The organism is Desulfuromonas sp. DDH964 (genome assembly GCF_001611275.1).
Taxonomy (GTDB): domain Bacteria; phylum Desulfobacterota; class Desulfuromonadia; order Desulfuromonadales; family DDH964; genus DDH964.
In genome coordinates, this window is record NZ_CP015080.1 from 3,473,028 (window position 1) to 3,491,003 (window position 17,976).

A 17,976-nucleotide genomic window follows, 5' to 3' on the forward strand; every position below is an offset into this window, starting at 1 on the left:
GCCCGGTCATTTCCAGTCCTCCAGCAGGCGATGCCCGCCGCGAAAGACATCGGCCCCCAGGGTGCGGAAGGGGGGCGCCAGCTGCGACGACTTCAGTGAGGGTTGCAAAAAGGTCGGCGACCCGCCACTGCCGAGGGAGTAGAGAATCACCGCCAGCAGCAGCACCCCCTCGGCGAGGCCGAAGAACCCCCCGGCCACCCGGTTCATGCCGCCAAGAAAGAGGAGCTTGACGAAGCGCGTCAGCAGGAAGCCGATTCCCCAGAAGACCAGCACCGCGGCGAGGAAGAGGAGGCCGAAGGTGACAGCGGCGCAGAACGCCGGCGGCAGGCGGAAGGAGCTGGCCATGGTCTCCGCCAGTTCGCCATGAAAACGGAGCGCCACCAGGCTGCCAACCACCAGCCCGAGCAGGGAGCAGATCTCCTTGAGCAGTCCGCGCAGCACCCCCTTGAGAAGGAAGGCGGCGAGGACGACCAGAATGGCGATATCGAAGAAGTTCATTTCCGCTCCGCGCCCGGGGGGAGCGCGCTCAATCAGCCGGCGAGACGCGCCTTGACCAGTTCACTCACCAGCCGGCCGTCCGCCCGCCCCGTAGTCTGGGCGCTGACCACCTTCATCACCTTCCCCATGTCCTTGGGCGAGACGGCGCCCGTCTCCAGCACCGCTTTTTCGATCAATTCCCGGATCCCGGCCTCGTCGAGCTGGGAAGGGAGAAATTCCTGGACGATCGCCAGTTCCTGCTCTTCCTTGGCGGCGAGGTCGTCGCGTCCTCCGTTGCGGTAGGCTGCGGCCGACTCCCGCCGCTGCTTGACCAGCGTCGAGAGGATGCTGATCGCCTCGGTCTCGCTCAGCTCGCTGCGGGTATCGATCTCGCGGTTCTTGATCGCGGTGCGCATCATGCGAATGGTGTTCAGGCGCAGGGAATCCTTGGCCCTCATCGCTACTTTCATCGCCTCGGTGAGGCGTTCCTGGATCGTCATGGCTTCTATCCTCGCGGTTGGCGGTTACTTGTTGCGGCTCGCTTTTTCCTCGATCCCGGAGAGACCGAAACGACGCCGCAGCTCGTCGAGCACCTGCTCCGGCGGCAGATCGTAGTGGCCGAGCAGGACCAGGCAGTGGAACCAGAGATCGGCCATCTCGTAGATCACCTGGTCGGGATCCCCCCCCTTGGCGGCGACGGCGGTCTCCACCGCCTCCTCGCCGATCTTGCCGAGGATCTTGTCGAGCCCCTTGGCGAAGAGGGAGGCGACGTAGGAACTTTCGGCGGAGGCCGCCTTGCGCTCCTGGATCACCTGGTAGACGGCGGCGAGAATGTCTTGTTGATCCGTCATGATTTATAACCTTCAAGCCTTGCCACAGAGGCACAGAGGAGACGGAGGAAACCCAGGAATTGAAGAAAGTCTATGGCCGTGATGAAAAATCCAGACGCCTTAGAACTTCTCTGTGTCTCAGTGTCTCTGTGGCTTAAGTGAATTAGTTAGTATTACAGCCGCACCGGCACACCATGCTCACGCAGGTACTCCTTGCACTCGCCAATGGTGTATTCGCGGAAGTGAAATATGCTCGCCGCCAGGGCGGCGGAAGCCCCCCCTTCGACGAGGCCGGCGCGGATATGCTCGAGGTTGCCGACGCCGCCGGAAGCGATCACCGGGATCGACACCGCATCGCTCACCGCCCGGGTCAGGCCGAGATCGTAGCCGTCCTTGGTGCCGTCGCAATCCATCGAGGTGAGGAGAATCTCGCCGCTGCCATAGGCTTCCATGCGTACTGCCCACTCCACCGCGTCAATCCCGGTCGGGTTGCGGCCACCGTGGGTATAGACCTCCCAGCGCTGCGGGTCGCTCCCCGGAACGCGGCGGGCGTCGATCGCCACCACGGTACACTGGGAGCCGAAACGCTGCGCCGCCTCCTGCACGAACTCGGGGCGATGGACCGCCGCAGTATTGATCGAGACCTTGTCGGCGCCGGCGTTGAGCAGGTTGCGGATATCGTCGACGCTGCGCACCCCGCCGCCGACCGTCAACGGCATGAAGACCCGCTCCGCGGTGCGCCGCACCACGTCGAGGATGATGCCACGATTGTCACTCGAGGCGGTAATGTCAAGAAAGGTCAGTTCATCGGCCCCCTGGGCGTCGTAGGCCGCGGCCGCTTCCACCGGGTCGCCGGCGTCGCGCAGCTCCAGAAACTGGACCCCCTTGACAACGCGGCCGTCCTTGACGTCGAGACAGGGGATGATGCGTTTAGTCAGCATGGTTCTATTGCCCCTTGGCGATTCTCACCGCCTCGCGCAGATCGAGGCTGCCGGTGTAGATCGCCTTGCCGGTGATCACCCCGGCGACCCCCTTGGCTTCGATTGCCAGCAGGTTGCGGATATCCTGCAGGCTGGAGACGCCGCCGCTGGCGATGACCGGGATGGAGATCGCCTCGGCAAGAGCCCCGGTCGCCTCGAGGTTCGGCCCCTGCAGCATGCCGTCGCGGGCGATGTCGGTATAGATGATCGCCGACACCCCCAGCCCCTCCATCTCGCGGGCGAGGTCGGTGGCCTTTTTTGCCGTCACTTCGGCCCAGCCGCGCACCGCCACCAGGCCGTCCTTGGCATCGATGCCGACGACGATATGACCGGGAAACTTCCGGCAGGCTTCCGCCACCAGGGCCGGGTTCTCCTTGGCGACGGTGCCGAGGATGACCCGATCGATCCCGAGGTCAAGATAAGCCTCGATCGTTGCCAGGTCGCGGATGCCGCCGCCGAGCTCGGTCGGGATGCTAATCGCCTTGACGATCGCCGCGATCGCCGCCTTGTTCTTCGGCACGCCGGCGAAAGCGCCGTCGAGATCGACGATGTGGAGGAGCTCTCCCCCCTGGTCCTGCCAGCTCCGGGCCTGGGCGCCGGGGTCGTCGCTGTAGACGGTGTCCTTTTCCATCAGCCCCTGTTCGAGTCGAACACAGCGGCCTTCCTTCAGGTCGATGGCGGGTATGACGAGCATTGCTTATCCTTCAGCTAGAAATTACATCGCGGCGAAGTTGCGCACGATCTCCAGCCCCACCCCCTGGCTCTTCTCGGGATGAAACTGGGTGGCCATGACATTCCCCTGCCAGACCGCGGCGCAGAAAGTGATCTCGCCGTAGGTCGCTTCCGCCGCCACCAGGGCCGGATCGTCGGGAATCGCGTAGTAGGAGTGCACGAAGTAGACGAAGCTTCCGTCTTCGATTCCCTGAAAAATCGGCGCGGGACGGCGGATCTGCAGATCGTTCCACCCCATGTGCGGCACCTTGAGCTCCTCGCCGTCCCGCTGCATGCCGGCGGGAAAACGCACCACCCTGCCGGGGATGATCCCGAGCCCCTGGTGGCGGCCGAACTCCTCGCTCTCGGTGAAGAGGAGCTGCAGGCCGACACAGATGCCGAGCAGCGGCTTACCGGCGGCGACATGGGCCTTGAGCGGCGCGACGAAACCGCCGGCGCGCAGGTTGCCGATGCAGTCGCGAAAGGCGCCGACGCCGGGGAGGACCAGCTTGTCGGCCCGGGCGATATCGGCCGGGTCGCTGCTCAGCTGGGCAGCATAACCGACCCGCTCGAAGGATTTCTGCGCCGAGCGCAGGTTGCCCATGCCGTAATCGATGATGACGATGTTGTCCATGCTACTCGAGTTTCCCCTTGCTGGAGAGGACCCCCTCGATGCGCGGGTCGAGCCCGCAGGCGTCATCGAGGGCCCGGGCGAAGGCTTTGAAGAGCGCCTCGATGATGTGGTGGAGATTGTCGCCATAGGCGAGGTTGGCGTGGATGTTCACGCCGCCGTGGTTGCAGAAGGCGGTGAAAAACTCCTCGACCAGTTCGACCTCGAAGTTGCCGACCTGGGCCTTGGGCAGGGGGACGTTGTAAACCAGAAACGGCCGGCCGGAGAAGTCGAGAACCACCGAGGCGAGGGCCTCGTGCATCGGCATCGTGCCGCGACCGTAACGGCGAATCCCCGCCTTGTCACCAAGCGCCTGCTTGAAGGCTTCGCCAAGACAAATCCCGACATCCTCCACGGTGTGGTGGGCGTCGATCTCCAGGTCGCCCCGGGCGGCGATGGTCAGGTCGAAGAAACCGTGGCGGGCGATCTGCGTCAGCATGTGATCGAAGAAGGGAACGCCGGTCTCGATGGCGCTCTCTCCCTTGCCGTCGAGACGCAACTCGATGCGGATCCTGGTCTCCTTGGTCTTGCGTTCGATGGTCGCGCTGCGGGACATAATTCCTCCAAAAGGCAATTTTGAATTTCGAATTTTGAATTCTGAATTAAATTCAAAATCTATAATTCAAAAATGAATCTCCCCGCAGCAAGCTACGGGGTATCAAAAGTTTAGATTGATCGCTTTCATCGAAGCAAGCTTCGGGGAATTCGACCCACCTGAGATTCAAAATTATCCTTAACTTTTCAGCCGCAAGGAGACCGACCGGGCATGGGCCGACAGCCCTTCCAGCTCGGCGATGCGCACGATCTCGTTCCCCAGCCGCTTGAGCCCCGCCCTTGAGAAGCTGACGATGCTCGATTTCTTGACAAAGTCGTCGACCGACAGCGGCGAGAAGAAGCGCGCGGTGCCCCCCGTCGGCAGAGTGTGGTTGGGCCCGGCGAGGTAGTCGCCGGCGGCCTCCGGGGTATGATGCCCCATGAAGATCGCCCCGGCATGACGGATCTGCGCCAGGATCTCGAAGGGATTGGCCACCGCCAATTCGAGGTGCTCGGGGGCGATGCGGTTGGAGAAGGCGATCGCCTCGTCGAGGTCGCGGGCGATAATCAACGCGCCGAAGGCATCGATCGACTGCCGGGCGATCCCCTGCCGCGGCAGCTGCGCCAGCTGCCGTTCAACCTCGGCCCGCACCTGCTCGGCAAACGCCGCGTCGGTGGTAATCAGCACCGAGGAGGCGAGCTCGTCATGCTCGGCCTGGCCGAGAAGATCGGCGGCGAGGTGGGCCGGACTGCCGCTGCCGTCATTGATAATCAGGATCTCGCTCGGCCCGGCGATCATGTCGATGTCGACGGCACCGAATACGAGCTGCTTGGCGGTGGCGACGTAGATATTGCCGGGACCGGTGATCTTGTCGACCTTGGGGACACTCTCGGTGCCATAGGCGAGGGCGGCGACCGCCTGGGCGCCACCGAGTTTGAAGATCCGGTCGACCCCGGCAAGGTGGGCCGCCGCCAGTACGTGGGGATTGACCTCGCCTCCGGGCATCGGCACCACCATGATCACTTCGCCAACACCAGCGACCCTGGCCGGCACCGCGTTCATCAGCACCGAGCTCGGGTAGGCGGCCTTGCCGCCAGGAACGTAGATGCCGACCCGGTCGAGGGGTCGCACCATCTGGCCGAGCAGGACGTCGTCTTCGTCGGTCGAGAGCCAGGTCTCCTGCTTCTGTTTGGCGTGAAAGGAGGCGATGCGCTCGGCGGCGAGGCGCAGCGCCGCCAGGTCGTCGGCAGCGACCGCGGCGATGGCGGCTTCGATCTCGGCGGCGGTCACCTCGATGCTGGCCGCGTCGAGTTCGAGGCGGTCAAAGCGGGCCGTGTATTCGAACAGGGCCGCGTCCCCCCGCTCGCGCACCGCGGCGAGAATGTCGCGGACGGTCTGTTCGACCCCGGCCGGCGGCGCGGCCCCGCGCTCGACGATCTTTTTCAGCGCCGCTTCGAACCCGGCATCGCTGAAACGCAGCAACTGGATCATGGCAACTCCCTATTGCGAAATCCGCACTTCGCTGTCGATCACCTGCTCCAGCCCCTCGATGATGCGGGTGATGCGCTGGTGCTTGGTCTTCAGACTGGCGCGGTTGACGATCAGCCGGGTGGTGATCTCGGCGATGGTCTCGACCTCGACCATGCCATTCTCCTTCAGGGTCGCACCGGTGGAGACGAGGTCGACGATCCGCTCGGCCAGCCCGACCAGGGGCGCCAGTTCGATGGAGCCGTAGAGCTTGATCAGCTCCACCTGGATCCCCTTGGCGGCGAAGAAGCGCTCGGTGACGTTGGGGTACTTGGTCGCCACCCGGATGTTCGACCAGTTGGCCGGGTCGGGCCGGTCGTGGAGCGCCTTCGGCTCGGCGACCACCATCCGGCAGTAGCCGAACTTGAGGTCGAGGGGTTCGTAGAGATCCTTCCCCTGTTCGAGGAGGGTGTCCTTGCCGACCACGCCGATGTCGGCACAGCCGTATTCGACGTAGGTCGGAACGTCGGTGGCGCGCACCGCCATGAAGCGGTACTTGTCCGCCCGGTTCTCGAAGACGAGTTTGCGGCTCCCCCCTTCCATCTCCGGGCAGGTGATGCCGATCTTGGCAAAGAGCGCCATCGAATCCTGCATGATGCGCCCTTTGGGCAGGGCGAAGGTAATGTAGTCGCTCATCTCCTGATCCTCGTCGCCGGGGGGCGGTTCAGGCCCGGACCCGCTCGATATCGGCGCCCAGTTGTTTGAGTTTGGTTTCGATCCGTTCGTAGCCGCGATCGAGATGGTAGATGCGCGCCACCTCGGTGGTGTTGTCCGCGGCGAGGCCGGCGAGAATCAGCGAGGCGCTGGCGCGCAGGTCGGTCGCCATCACCGGGGCGCCGGTCAGCCCCTTGACCCCCTTGACGGTGGCGCTGTGCCCCTCGATGCTGATATCGGCCCCCATCCGCTGCAGCTCGCAGACGTGCATGAAGCGGTTTTCGAAGACATTCTCGCTGATCACGCTCGTCCCCTGGCCGAGGGTCATCAGCGCCATGAACTGGGCCTGCATGTCGGTCGGGAAGCCGGGATGGGGATGGGTCTTGATATTGACCGACTCGATCCGGCGCGGTCCCTTGACCCGCAAGCCGCCGCTCTCTTCGACAATCTCGGCGCCGGCGTCGCGCAGCTTGGCGATCAGCGCCTCAAGGTCACTGGCCACGGCTCCGGTCACCTTGACGTCGCCGCGGGTGATGGCGGCGGCGACCATGAAGGTGCCGGCCTCGATCCGGTCGGGCATCACCGCGTAATCGAGGGGACGCAAATCCTCGACCCCCTCGATGGTCACGGTGTCGCTGCCGGCGCAGCTAATCCGCGCCCCCATGGCATTGAGCGCATTGGCAAGATCGACGATCTCCGGCTCGCAGGCGGCGTTTTCAAGGATGGTCGTCCCCTTGGCGAGGGTGGCCGCCATCATCAGGTTTTCGGTGCCGCCGACGGTCGGGAGATCGAAATAGATCCGGGCGCCGTGGAGGCGTTTGGCGCGCGCCTCGACGTAGCCGTGATCGAGGACGATCTTCGCCCCCATCGCCTCGAACCCCTTGAGGTGCAGGTTGATCGGCCGGGCGCCGATGGCACAGCCGCCGGGGAGACTGACGCGGGCCTCGCCATGGCGGGCGAGCAGCGGGCCGAGAACGAGGACCGAGGCGCGCATGGTCCGCACCAGCTCATAGGGCGCCTCGATACTCATGATGGCGTCGGCGCCGACCGTGAAAAGCCCGTCAGCGCGCTCCACCGTCGCTCCGAGGGTGGTCAAGAGCTCGGCGACGGTATCGATATCCCGCAATTGCGGCACATTGGCGAGCCGGTGCCGCCCCGGCGCCAGCAGGGTAGCAAACAATAGCGGCAGGGCGGCATTCTTGGCCCCGCTGATCAGGACTTCACCCTTGAGCCGCTGCCCGCCGTGAATGACGATCTTGTCCAATTAGATAACTCCGTTTGCTGAAACCAGGCCTGCTCTAAATGTGCCTGCCGCCCACCACCCGCGGGATGCCGGCATAGTCAGCTCGGCAAAAGAGCTCGCCGAAACCGGCTGCCGCCAGCAGTTCCTGCACCGCAGGCGCCTGCCCGGCGCCGACCTCCACCAGCAGCCACCCGCCCGGCACCAGCAGCTTTGATGCCTGCCGGGCGAGGGCCCGATAGGCGTCGAGGCCGTCGCTGCCGCCATCCAGGGCGAGCTGCGGTTCAAAGTCCCTGACCTCGGGCATCAGGCCGGCGAGGTCGGTCGCGGCAATATAGGGCGGGTTGGCGACCACCAGGTCGAACTCGCCATCCGCCAGCGCGTGCAGGTTGCCCGGGGTGAAAGTCACCCGTTCGGCGACGCCGTTGACCCGCGCGTTCTCCGCCGCGAGGAGGAGCGCTTCCTTCGAGATATCGACCGCCGCCACCCGGGCGGCGGGGAGCTCATGGGCCAGGGCCACGGCAATCGCCCCGCTGCCGGTACCGACATCGAGGATACGGGCCGCCGGCGTGGCCCGGGCCAGCGCCTCTTCGACCAGCACTTCGGTGTCGGGACGGGGAACCAGAACCGCCGGCCCAACACGAAACGGCAGCGACCAGAACTCGGCGCGGCCAAGGATATACTGCAGCGGTTCGCGCCGCGCCCGGCGACCGACCCGCTGCCGGAAATCGGTCAGTTCGGCCGCATTCAGCGGCCGGTCAAAGTTGAGATAAAGCCCGACCCGATCGAGCTGCAGCAGGTCGGCGAGGAGCAGTTCGGCGTCGAGGCGGCCGTTGTCGATACCGCGCTCGGCCAGGTAGCCGCTGGTCCACTTGAGGATCTTGAGAACCGTCCAGGACTCCGCCAAGCTCAAGCCTCCTGGCTGGAGAGGGCCGCCGCCTGGGCGCTGGTTGCCAGGGCTTCGATCAGCTCGTCGATCTCCCCCGCCATGATCGCTTCGAGACGGTAGAGGGTGAGCCCGATGCGGTGATCGGTACAGCGTCCCTGGGGGAAATTGTAGGTCCGGATCCGCTCGCTGCGGTCACCGCTGCCGACCTGACTCTTGCGGTCAGCGGCCTGTTTGGCGGTGGCCGCCGCCTGCATGGTGTCGAGGATGCGCGACTTGAGGACCTTCATCGCCTTCGCCTTGTTCTTGTGCTGGGATTTCTCGTCCTGGCAGGAGACCACCGTCCCGGTCGGCAGGTGGGTGATGCGCACTGCCGACTCGGTCTTGTTGACATGCTGCCCGCCGGCGCCGGAGGCGCGATAGACGTCGATGCGCAGCTCGCTCGGGTCGATCTCCAGCTCGACATCCTCGGCTTCGGGGAGGACGGCGACGGTACAGGCCGAGGTGTGAATCCGCCCCTGGGCTTCGGTCGCCGGCACCCGCTGCACGCGATGGGTGCCACTCTCGAACTTGAGCCGTGAATAGACCCGGTCACCGCTGATCAGCGCGATGACCTCCTTGAAGCCGCCACTGTCCGATTCGGAGGCGCTCATCAGTTCAACGCGCCACCCCTGGCGATCGGCATAGCGGGAATACATGCGGAAGAGGTCGGCGGCAAAGAGGGAGGCCTCCTCGCCGCCGGTACCGGCACGGATTTCGAGAATGATATTCTTGGCGTCGTTGGGATCCTTCGGCAGCAGCAGCAGGGTCAGCTCCCGCTCCAGTTCCTCCTGGCGCGCTTCCAGACCCGGCAGCTCGGCCCGGGCCAGCTCCCGCATTTCGGGATCACTATCCCGCAGCAGCTCGCGGTTGCCGGCCACATCCTCGACCACCTTGCAGTAAGCGCGGTAGGTTTCCACCACCTCGCTCAGCTCGGCGTGCTCGCGGGTCAGGGCCCGGAATTTTTCCTGGTTGGCGACCACTCCGGGGCTGGAGAGGAGTCCCTCCACTTCCCGGAAACGGTCGACGACTTCTTCGAGTTTTTGAAACATGTTCCGCCAGCGGAGCCCGGGGACTCCGCGAAAAGAGACTCAGAGTGCGCCAAACTCACTGCGCACCGCGCTGATGGCGCCACAGGTCATAGCCCCCTCCGGACAGGGGCCGTTGAGGCAGCCGGGGCCGGCCGTGGCAAAGAGGAGCGGTGCCGCCTGCCGGGCCAGGCGCAACATCTGGATCGCTAGGTCACGGATTTCCCACTGGGCGCGGCGGCAGCAGCGCAGCTCGAAAAAGTGCACCAGCTCACGGGCATTCATGGTCACCACGATCTTGGTGGTGGCCGCGTTGGGAAGGACGAAGCGGGCGTCCTCCGCCGGGATACCCGCTGCGAGCAGCTCCCGGTAGAGGGCATGCACCTCGTCCAGCAGAGCGGTGTAACGCGCCGTCAATTCGGGGTGGGCAGCGATCGAGGGCGGAGTCACCGCATCGAAGCGTTCCTTGTGGGAGACGTAGCGCTGGCTCTGCTGGGAGTAGGAGGCGAGACGGTGGCGCACCAGTTGATGGGAGCAGGCGCGGCTGATCCCTTCGACGCCGAAGGTGAAGGCCGCGTGCTCGAGGACCGAAAGATGCCCCAGGCCGAGAATCTTCCGCAGCAGCGCTTCCTGCTCGGAGCGGTCCTTGGCCAGCAACTGGTCGATCCCCGCCGCCGAATAGCAGAGCCGGGCAGCGGCGGCGACGACCCGTTCCGGGTCGGGGGTATGGGTCAACAGCTGGACGTTCATTTCTGGAACCTTCTGCTGTCGAAGGGCAAAAGAGCGGACCGGACCGATAAAACGGCAAGAGCCGGTCGACGCCTAGGCGCCCGCCGGCTGCTCCTGATTCCGCGACGACGACGGATCGTCCCGGCGATGGCGTCGTGATGACAGAGAAAAAAGACGGCCCCGGAGGGCCGTCTCCAGTGACAGATTGGTTATTTCTGCTCGTAGCGCTTGCGGAAACGCTCGATCCGGCCGGCGGTGTCCATCAGCTTCTGCTTGCCGGTGAAGAACGGATGGCAGGCACTGCAGATCTCGGTGTTGACTTCACCGCTCTTGGTCGAACGGGTTTCGATGACGTTGCCGCAGTGACACTTGATGGTCACGTCCTGGTACTTGGGGTGGATTCCTTCTTTCATGGTCGTCTCCTTATGCCTGGTTCTGTACAGGCAACCTTATTGGGTGTCGCGGGAAAGAAGCTTTTTAGCACGAACGGCGCGGGGATGCAACAGCTTTTCCAGACCCTGCTCAGCGGTTCATCGAGTCGAGGAACTCCTGGTTGGTCTTGGTTTCGCCAAGCTTGTCGAGGAGGAACTCCATGCTGTCGACCACGTTCATCGACGAGAGGACCTTGCGCAGCAGCCAGATGCGCTGCAGGGAGACCTTGTCGATCAGCAGCTCTTCGCGGCGGGTCCCCGACTTGTTGATGTCGATAGCGGGGAAGGTGCGCTTCTCGACCAGGCGCCGGTCGAGGTGCAGCTCGGAGTTGCCGGTCCCCTTGAACTCTTCGAAGATGACTTCGTCCATCTTGCTGCCGGTATCGATCAGGGCGGTGGCGATAATCGTCAGGCTCCCCCCTTCCTCGATGTTGCGGGCCGCACCGAAAAAGCGCTTCGGCTTGTGCAGGGCGTTGGAATCGACGCCGCCGGAGAGAATCTTGCCGGACGGTGGCACCACGGTATTGTAGGCGCGCGCCAAGCGGGTGATCGAATCGAGGAGGATGACGACGTCCCGCTTGTGCTCGACCAGCCGCTTCGCCTTCTCGATCACCATCTCGGCGACCTGGACGTGGCGGGTAGCTGGCTCGTCGAAGGTCGAGGAGATCACCTCGCCGTTGACGCTGCGCTGCATGTCGGTCACCTCTTCCGGCCGCTCGTCGATCAGCAGCACGATCAGGTAGACCTCCGGATGGTTGGCGGTGATCGAGTTGGCGATATTCTGGATCAGCATGGTCTTGCCGGTGCGCGGCGGGGCGACGATCAGCGCCCGCTGCCCCTTGCCGACCGGGGCGACCAGGTCGATGACCCGGGCCGAAAGGTTGTCGTGGGTCGTCTCCAGATGCAGACGCTCTTCCGGGTAGAGCGGGGTGAGGTTGTCGAAGAGGGTCTTTTCGCGGGCGACAGCCGGATCCTCGAAGTTGACCTCGGAAACCTTGAGCAGGGCAAAATAACGCTCCCCTTCCTTGGGCGGCCGGATCTGGCCGGAGACGGTATCACCGGTCTTCAGGTTGAAGCGGCGGATCTGGGAAGGTGAAACGTAGATATCGTCGGGACCCGGCAGGTAGTTGGCATCGGGTGCCCGCAGGAAACCGAAGCCATCGGGGAGGATCTCCAGCACACCTTCGCCGAAGATCGCGCCATTCTTCTCGGCGGTGGCGGCGAGAATGGCGAAGATCAGGTCCTGCTTGCGCATGCCGGCAGCCCCTTCGATCTTCAGGTCCTTGGCCAAAACGGCCAGGTCGGTGGCTTTCTTTTCCTTCAGGTCCTTGAGGTTCATGTTCTCTCCTCGGCTCGTCTCAGAGCCGGTAGCAGCCCGGGCATGCCCGTGGGGTTGGCAGCCCGGGGGCCGGCAACCGGGCAGGATCGGGTCCGGTGTTGCGAAATCCTTGGTTGATTTTCAGATGGCTGTCTGGAATGGTCGAATGGGGTTTCCCCGTCAGGGACTAACCGCAGCTGCCTCAGGAGAATTGCCGCCCGCGCCGAAGGGCGCAGTCCTGGAAGGTGCTGCGGGTATTAACCTTTTTATTGGGCAAGAACGCAGGGATCGTCGAAAGGCTGGTCTGACAAAACGATCAAATCAGGAGTGAAGTCCGGGCAATGGTCCTCTATCTACGCCCTTTATTAAACATTGTCAACCCCTTTATGGCCCGGGCCGGCAAGAAAACTTCCGGTCCGGGCCATAGATAGGTGCATCACTTCGCCGCTGGCGCAGTCCCCCGGGCAGGGGCGAACTGGTCGAGCAGACCGGGGGTCAGGGCGCTGGTCAGGCGATCGAAGAGCTCCTTGTAGCGCTGCGACAGGGTGCTTTTGAAGAGCAGGCCCGAATCGCGCCGCGCCAGGATCCGCTCGAGACCGGCGACCGAGACGAAACGCAGTCGCACCTGCTCGCTGGCGTTGTAAAAGGCCTCGTCGAAGTCGGGGTATTGCAGATCGAGGAAAGCGCTGTCTGTCCCGCCATTGGTCCAGGCGATGGCGCCGGAGGGGAGTACGACCGCGGCGCTGGCCAGGATCATATTGTAGTCCGCCTGCAGGAAGTTGAGACTCGACCGGTCCCGGTCCCAGCGTTTCTCGTTACGCACCACCCCGTTGAGAATTACGACGAGGATGCCATCAACGGCGTTACGCCGGCAAAGCTCACCAACGGCACCAGGGGCAAAGAGGTAACTGCGATGGAACTGGGACCCCTTGCCATCGATGGTACTCTCAACCACCAGGCTGGAGAAGAGCGCGCGCGGGTCGCCGGGGACTTCCCGCACATCAAAATAGCCCTTCCCTTCCCGCAGTGCTTCGACCAGCCACGGGCTCTTCCCCGCGTTCTGGCGCGCCAGAAGGTCAAGGACCGCCTCCCGCTCCGGGTGCAGGATCGTCGATTGATCGTCGAGCAGCAGCGGGACCACCCCGAGCGTCTTGACCTGCTGGCGGTAAGCCTCGGGAGCCAGTTTGTAACTTCCCTTGGCACAGCCGGCGAGCGGGAGGAGTACCACCAATAACCACAACAGCTTTCGACCCATGGTCAAATCTCCATTCTTGCGACGAGTTCAGGAATTGCCGGTTTGGCGGCCACGGCTCCGCCGCTCAGCAAGTCAGTCCTCTCTCCCATACCAGAAAATCTCCGGTAACGCCAGCACCGAACAGCAAGGGCCCTGCTCAGCACCATCCCGGAATCCCCCTGGCACTGCCTGCGGCAACCGGCACCCGGTCGAGACTGAAGTTGGCCACCCCCCAGGCGAGAAGTTCCCGCGGCGGAGCCTGGGCCAGTTCGGGCGGGGGCGTCTGGCCGAGGAATTCGAGGACCAGCGCCAGCAGCTCCCCCCCGGAAACGGAACCGGGGGCGAGACTGGCGCCGTGGCGCTTGCTCAGTTTTTCGCCGTCACTCCCCAGGGCCAGCGGCAGGTGGATGTAGCGGGGCAACGAGTTCCCCAGGCAGCTGTGCAGATAGATCTGGCGCGGCGTGGAAGCGAGGAGGTCGGCACCCCGCACCACCTGGTTGACCCCGGCGGCGGCATCGTCCACCACCGCGGCCAGCTGGTAGGCAAAGATCCCGTCAGCGCGGCGCAGGATGAAGTCGCCGACAGCGTCGGCGAGGCGCTGCTCCTGGTGGCCGCAGAGCCCATCCTGGAAGGTGACCAGGGTGGCCGGAACCCGCAACCGCTCGGCCCGTGGTTGCCGCCCGGGCGGGAGCCCCTCGCGGCAGGTGCCGGGGTAGACCGGCCCATCTTCGCCGGGATGGGGGGCGCTGGCGAGAATTTCGCGGCGCGAACAGCCGCAGGCATAGACCAGTCCCTGCTGCTGCAGGCGGGCCAGCGCCTCGGCATAAGCCTCGGTGCGACGGCTCTGCCACACCACCGCGCCGTCCCAGGTCAGGCCGAGGGCCTCCAGATCCCGCATGATGCCATCGGCCGCCCCGGCCACGACCCGCGGCGCATCGAGGTCCTCGATCCGCAACAGCCAGCGCCCCGCAGCCTGCCGCGCCAGACAGTAGCTGCCGACAGCAGCAACCAGCGAGCCGAAATGGAGGGGCCCGGTGGGGCTCGGCGCGAAACGACCGACAATGCCGGGGGGAATTTTCACCATCAATTTCTCTTCACCAACAAAACGCCTCTTCACCCTGCAAAAAAACTTGCCGGGCGCCATTTCCCGGGAGGAACCGGTCAAAACCGCGGCGAGGGTCAGGATTGTGATTCATTTTTGGTTAAAAATTTTTCCTTTGACTTCCTCTCCCCGGTCGCTAGAATCAAAAAGCAAAAACGGCGTTATACATTTTGGAGAGGGTCCACGTAATCTTTAGATTTACGACCGGTCCCATCCTGCAGAAAGCATGAGGCAGAAGTGACAAGTCAGCGTATCATCGTCATTGACGACAGCAAACTGGTCCTCGCGGTCGCATCCGACGCCCTGGAGGCCGCAGGCTATGAAGTGATCACCACCGATTCGGGGATTGACGCCAACCGGTTCATCTATGGCACCCCGCGACCGGACCTGATTCTCATCGACGTCATGATGCCACTGCTCAACGGCGATCGCAAGGTGCGTCTGCTCAAGCAGCGGGAAGCCAGCAGCAAGATCCCCATCGTCCTGATGTCAACCAAATCCCGCGACGAACTGGCCGATCTGGCCCGTGAGTCCGGGGCGGACGCCTTCATCCAGAAACCGTTCGACGGCAAGTCGCTGGTTCGGCAGGTACGGCAGCTGCTGCCCTCCTGATGCCCGGCTAAAAAGACCCGAATCGTCCTTTTCCGTTGACAAATCTGCTGCGGCCGGCTATCTACATTACTCCTGAAGTCATCTTTAGGGAGGTCTGCCTTGCTGATTACCCGTGCCACCGAATACGCCATCCGCGCCATCCTCTACCTCGCCAAGCAGCCGCGCGGGGAGATTGTCTTCAAAAAAGACATCTGCCAGACCCAGGACATCACCCCGGCCTTTCTCACCAAGATTCTCCAGCCGCTGATCAAGCTCGGGATCGTCGGCTCGCAGCGGGGTGTCGGTGGGGGCTTCTACCTGCTCAAGGATCCCGCCGAAGTCACCCTCCTCGATATTGTCAAGGCCGAAGAGGGGCCCCTCTATCTGAACCAGTGCCTGAGCCGTGAGGGCTCCTGCGAACGGGACGTTTTCTGCCCGGTGCATGGCGCCTGGCGTGAAGTCCGCACCGAATTTTTGAATATTCTCGGCCGCTACAGCTTTTCCTACCTGATCGAGCAGGAGATCAAGAACCTCGACCAGCTGGCCCGGCGCGGCCGGTAGCAGGACGTTCCAGCTGCAACCAGCAACGGCCATGCCCCCCCGAGGAGGCATGGCCGTTGTCGTTCTTGCCGAAAAATACCCTGGATACCAGGAGGGCCGGCCATCCAGGGCGAAGGGGAAGCGGCGTCCCGCTCCCGTTGAATCATAATTCTTGATTTTCACTATAGCGCGACCCAGGCGGTCGTCAAGGCGCTAGCGCACGTAATCTTCCGGATAGGCGTGAATCTGGTGAATCGCCAGGTCGGGGCCGGCGTATTGGGCTTCGTCCGAGAGCCGATAGCCGAAGAAGCGCGAAATCAGGAAATAGACCAGGCCACCGGTCCCCAGAGCGTAGACCACGGCCAGAAGACTTCCGGCGAATTGGGCCAGGAAACTCACCCCACCAAGTCCGCCGAAGAGGCTCTGGCCGAAGATGCCGGCGCTGATCCCTCCCCAGGTGCCGATCATGCCGTGGAGCGGCCAGACCCCGAGGACATCGTCGATCTTCAGTTTCTCCTGCTCCCACTGGAAACCGTAGACAAAGATCAGCGAACCGATCCCGCCCATCAAGAAGGCCGCCAGAGGATGGACCAGGTCCGAACCGGCGCAGATGGCAATCAGCCCGGCCAGGGCGCCGTTGTGGACAAAGCCCGGGTCATTCTTGCTGGCGACGAGGGCGAAGAGGACGCCACCAACCATGGCGAGGAGGGAGTTGACGGCGACCAGTCCGGAGATCCCTTCCAGGCTCTGGGCGCTCATGACATTGAAACCGAACCAGCCGACCGCCAGGATCCAGCTGCCGAGGGCGAGGAAGGGGATATTGCTGATCGGGATCGGCTGACTGCGGCGTCCCACGAACCGCCCGAGGCGGGGACCGAGGATCAGGACCGCGGGGAGGGCGAGCCAACCGCCCATCGAGTGGACCACGACGCTACCGGCAAAATCGTGAAACGGCGCCCCGCACCAGCGCTGGAAGAGCCCCTGCAGCCCGGCGCTGTTCTGCCCCCAGATAAAGGATTCGAAGAGCGGATAGGTGATGCCGACGAAAATCGCCCCGGCGACGACCTGGGGCCAGAAGCGGGCCCGCTCGGCAATCCCGCCGGAGATGATCGCCGGGATGCAGGCGGCGAAACAGAGGAGAAAGAAGAACCGGACCAGTTCCAACCCCTGGTTGTCGCCGAGCAGGCCGGCGGCGGGATGATAGAAGTGGATGCCGTAGGCGATCGGGTAGCCGATCAGGAAGTAGACGACTGTCGAGACCGACCAGTCGCAGAGGATCTTGACAAAGGCGTTGACCTGGCTCTTCTTGCGCACGGTCCCGACTTCGAGAAAGGCAAAGCCGGCGTGCATGGCAAAGACCATGACCGCACCGAGGAGCAGGAACAACACATCGCCGCCATGGCGCAACGATACGATTGCAGACTCCATTGTCTACAGACCTCCTTTTCCGGGTTTCCCGCAGCGCCGTTGCCGCGGGCAAGCAGGGTCCTTTCTTCAATCTCCGTGCCCGATTGCAAACGGCGGAAAAACGCGGGTATCGGTCTGCCGGGCCACCCCCGCTGCCAAAAGTCCGGGCACCTCTGCCCACAATTTCAGCACCCCCAAAACCATCGTAAGTTACCGTTGTTTTACAACAACAAAAAATAACACCATTTTTATTGTTTTTAATTTTTTTATTCTTGACCATTTTAATTGTTTTGGCTTATCCATAGAACTTGGCCCCCTTATCGTCCCCCTCCTGTCCGGAGCCCGAAATGTCTCTTCACAGCCGACCATCAGAAAACGCACCCGAGCAGCGGGCCGGAGCCATCCTGGCCGCCGGCCTCAAGGCGGCAGCACCGGTCAACCTGGCCTGCTCCTTCAGCATCGAGGACGTGGTGGTGATCGACCTGATCCGCCACGCCGGTCTCGAAACCGGCTTCTTCGCCCTCGACACCGGGCGACTTAACGAGGAGACCTACGAGGTGGCGGAAGCGATCGTCGAGCGCTACGGCATCAGCATCGACTGGTACTTCCCGGAGCGGACCGCCGTGGAGCAACTGGAACGGGAAAAAGGTCTCTTCTCCTTTCGCGAAAGCCTCGACAACCGCCATGAGTGCTGCCAGATCCGCAAGGTTGAACCTTTGCGGCGGGCCCTGGCCGGCCTCGGCGGCTGGATCACCGGCCTGCGCCGGGAGCAGAGCGTCACCCGCGCAGATCTGGAAGCCATCGAAGTCGATGCCGCCAATGGCGGCCTGCTCAAGATCAGCCCGCTCCTCGACTGGAGCAGCGCCGAGGTCTGGGAATATGCGGAGGCACGGCACCTCCCGGTCAATCGGCTCCACCGCCAGGGGTATCCCTCCATCGGCTGCGCCCCCTGCACCCGGGCGATAGAGCCAGGGGAAAGCCCGCGCGCCGGGCGCTGGTGGTGGGAGGATCCGGAGCACAAGGAATGCGGACTGCACCGGAAATAGC

21 protein-coding genes are annotated in these 17,976 nt (G+C 63.8%); 3 read left to right on the forward strand and 18 right to left on the reverse strand.

Annotation, left to right across the window (positions count from 1 at the left end):
• Window positions 1-6: 6 nt before the first annotated feature.
• From DBW_RS15870 to gluQRS, 17 genes are all read right to left on the reverse strand, one after another.
• Window positions 7-498, reverse strand: a complete 492-nt coding sequence (locus DBW_RS15870) for a CvpA family protein (RefSeq protein WP_066728800.1) — start codon at window positions 496-498, stop codon at window positions 7-9.
• A 32-nt stretch (window positions 499-530) separates the two neighbouring features.
• The gene (locus DBW_RS15875; protein WP_066728802.1) at window positions 531-977 is read right to left on the reverse strand and encodes a GatB/YqeY domain-containing protein; all 447 of its coding nucleotides are present in this window, start codon (window positions 975-977) and stop codon (window positions 531-533) included.
• 24 nt (window positions 978-1,001) lie between these two features.
• The gene (locus DBW_RS15880) at window positions 1,002-1,328 is read right to left on the reverse strand and encodes a phosphoribosyl-ATP diphosphatase (RefSeq protein WP_066728804.1); all 327 of its coding nucleotides are present in this window, start codon (window positions 1,326-1,328) and stop codon (window positions 1,002-1,004) included.
• 152 nt (window positions 1,329-1,480) lie between these two features.
• Window positions 1,481-2,248, reverse strand: coding sequence for an imidazole glycerol phosphate synthase subunit HisF (hisF, locus tag DBW_RS15885; protein WP_066728806.1), 768 nt, complete (start codon window positions 2,246-2,248; stop codon window positions 1,481-1,483).
• A gap of 4 nt (window positions 2,249-2,252) precedes the next feature.
• Entirely contained in the window at window positions 2,253-2,981 is a 729-nt protein-coding gene (hisA, locus tag DBW_RS15890; protein ID WP_066728809.1) for a 1-(5-phosphoribosyl)-5-[(5-phosphoribosylamino)methylideneamino]imidazole-4-carboxamide isomerase, read from the reverse strand.
• 21 nt (window positions 2,982-3,002) lie between these two features.
• The gene (gene hisH, locus DBW_RS15895) at window positions 3,003-3,632 is read right to left on the reverse strand and encodes an imidazole glycerol phosphate synthase subunit HisH (protein ID WP_066728812.1); all 630 of its coding nucleotides are present in this window, start codon (window positions 3,630-3,632) and stop codon (window positions 3,003-3,005) included.
• 1 nt (window position 3,633) lies between these two features.
• On the reverse strand, window positions 3,634-4,224 hold the full coding sequence (gene hisB / locus DBW_RS15900; protein ID WP_066728814.1) for an imidazoleglycerol-phosphate dehydratase HisB: 591 nt from the start codon (window positions 4,222-4,224) through the stop codon (window positions 3,634-3,636).
• A 177-nt stretch (window positions 4,225-4,401) separates the two neighbouring features.
• The gene (gene hisD / locus DBW_RS15905) at window positions 4,402-5,694 is read right to left on the reverse strand and encodes a histidinol dehydrogenase (RefSeq protein WP_082820398.1); all 1,293 of its coding nucleotides are present in this window, start codon (window positions 5,692-5,694) and stop codon (window positions 4,402-4,404) included.
• Between the two features lie 9 nt (window positions 5,695-5,703).
• On the reverse strand, window positions 5,704-6,366 hold the full coding sequence (hisG, locus tag DBW_RS15910; protein WP_066728823.1) for an ATP phosphoribosyltransferase: 663 nt from the start codon (window positions 6,364-6,366) through the stop codon (window positions 5,704-5,706).
• Window positions 6,367-6,394: 28 nt separating this feature from the next.
• A complete protein-coding gene (gene murA / locus DBW_RS15915) occupies window positions 6,395-7,648 on the reverse strand; it encodes a UDP-N-acetylglucosamine 1-carboxyvinyltransferase (protein ID WP_066728827.1) in 1,254 nt (417 codons plus the stop codon).
• A gap of 34 nt (window positions 7,649-7,682) precedes the next feature.
• A complete protein-coding gene (gene prmC, locus DBW_RS15920) occupies window positions 7,683-8,531 on the reverse strand; it encodes a peptide chain release factor N(5)-glutamine methyltransferase (RefSeq protein WP_082820399.1) in 849 nt (282 codons plus the stop codon).
• Window positions 8,532-8,533: 2 nt separating this feature from the next.
• The gene (gene prfA, locus DBW_RS15925; RefSeq protein WP_066728829.1) at window positions 8,534-9,601 is read right to left on the reverse strand and encodes a peptide chain release factor 1; all 1,068 of its coding nucleotides are present in this window, start codon (window positions 9,599-9,601) and stop codon (window positions 8,534-8,536) included.
• Window positions 9,602-9,640: 39 nt separating this feature from the next.
• On the reverse strand, window positions 9,641-10,327 hold the full coding sequence (thyX, locus tag DBW_RS15930; protein WP_066728831.1) for an FAD-dependent thymidylate synthase: 687 nt from the start codon (window positions 10,325-10,327) through the stop codon (window positions 9,641-9,643).
• 188 nt (window positions 10,328-10,515) lie between these two features.
• Window positions 10,516-10,719 carry a 50S ribosomal protein L31 gene (rpmE, locus tag DBW_RS15935; protein WP_066728833.1) on the reverse strand — a complete coding sequence of 68 codons (204 nt, stop codon included), beginning with the start codon at window positions 10,717-10,719 and terminating at the stop codon, window positions 10,516-10,518.
• Window positions 10,720-10,828: 109 nt separating this feature from the next.
• Window positions 10,829-12,076, reverse strand: coding sequence for a transcription termination factor Rho (gene rho / locus DBW_RS15940; RefSeq protein WP_066728839.1), 1,248 nt, complete (start codon window positions 12,074-12,076; stop codon window positions 10,829-10,831).
• Window positions 12,077-12,491: 415 nt separating this feature from the next.
• Window positions 12,492-13,310 (reverse strand): hypothetical protein, encoded by an 819-nt coding sequence (locus DBW_RS15945; RefSeq protein ID WP_157471923.1) that lies wholly within the window; start codon window positions 13,308-13,310, stop codon window positions 12,492-12,494.
• Window positions 13,311-13,446: 136 nt separating this feature from the next.
• Entirely contained in the window at window positions 13,447-14,373 is a 927-nt protein-coding gene (gluQRS, locus tag DBW_RS15950; RefSeq protein ID WP_066728844.1) for a tRNA glutamyl-Q(34) synthetase GluQRS, read from the reverse strand.
• A 255-nt stretch (window positions 14,374-14,628) separates the two neighbouring features.
• Here gluQRS and DBW_RS15955 point away from each other — a divergent pair, with 255 nt between their 5' ends.
• Together DBW_RS15955 and DBW_RS15960 are read left to right on the forward strand one after the other, a co-directional pair.
• Window positions 14,629-15,003: a response regulator gene (locus DBW_RS15955; protein ID WP_066728845.1), complete on the forward strand. Its 375-nt coding sequence runs from the start codon at window positions 14,629-14,631 to the stop codon at window positions 15,001-15,003.
• Window positions 15,004-15,102: 99 nt separating this feature from the next.
• Window positions 15,103-15,543 carry an RrF2 family transcriptional regulator gene (locus DBW_RS15960; protein WP_066728846.1) on the forward strand — a complete coding sequence of 147 codons (441 nt, stop codon included), beginning with the start codon at window positions 15,103-15,105 and terminating at the stop codon, window positions 15,541-15,543.
• Between the two features lie 192 nt (window positions 15,544-15,735).
• Here the strand turns inward: DBW_RS15960 and DBW_RS15965 are convergent, their stop codons facing one another.
• Window positions 15,736-16,950, reverse strand: a complete 1,215-nt coding sequence (locus DBW_RS15965; RefSeq protein ID WP_066728847.1) for an ammonium transporter — start codon at window positions 16,948-16,950, stop codon at window positions 15,736-15,738.
• A 326-nt stretch (window positions 16,951-17,276) separates the two neighbouring features.
• Here DBW_RS15965 and DBW_RS15970 point away from each other — a divergent pair, with 326 nt between their 5' ends.
• Complete coding sequence (locus DBW_RS15970) at window positions 17,277-17,975, forward strand: phosphoadenylyl-sulfate reductase (RefSeq protein WP_066728850.1); 699 nt, start codon at window positions 17,277-17,279, stop codon at window positions 17,973-17,975.
• The last annotated feature ends 1 nt before the right edge of the window (window position 17,976 follow it).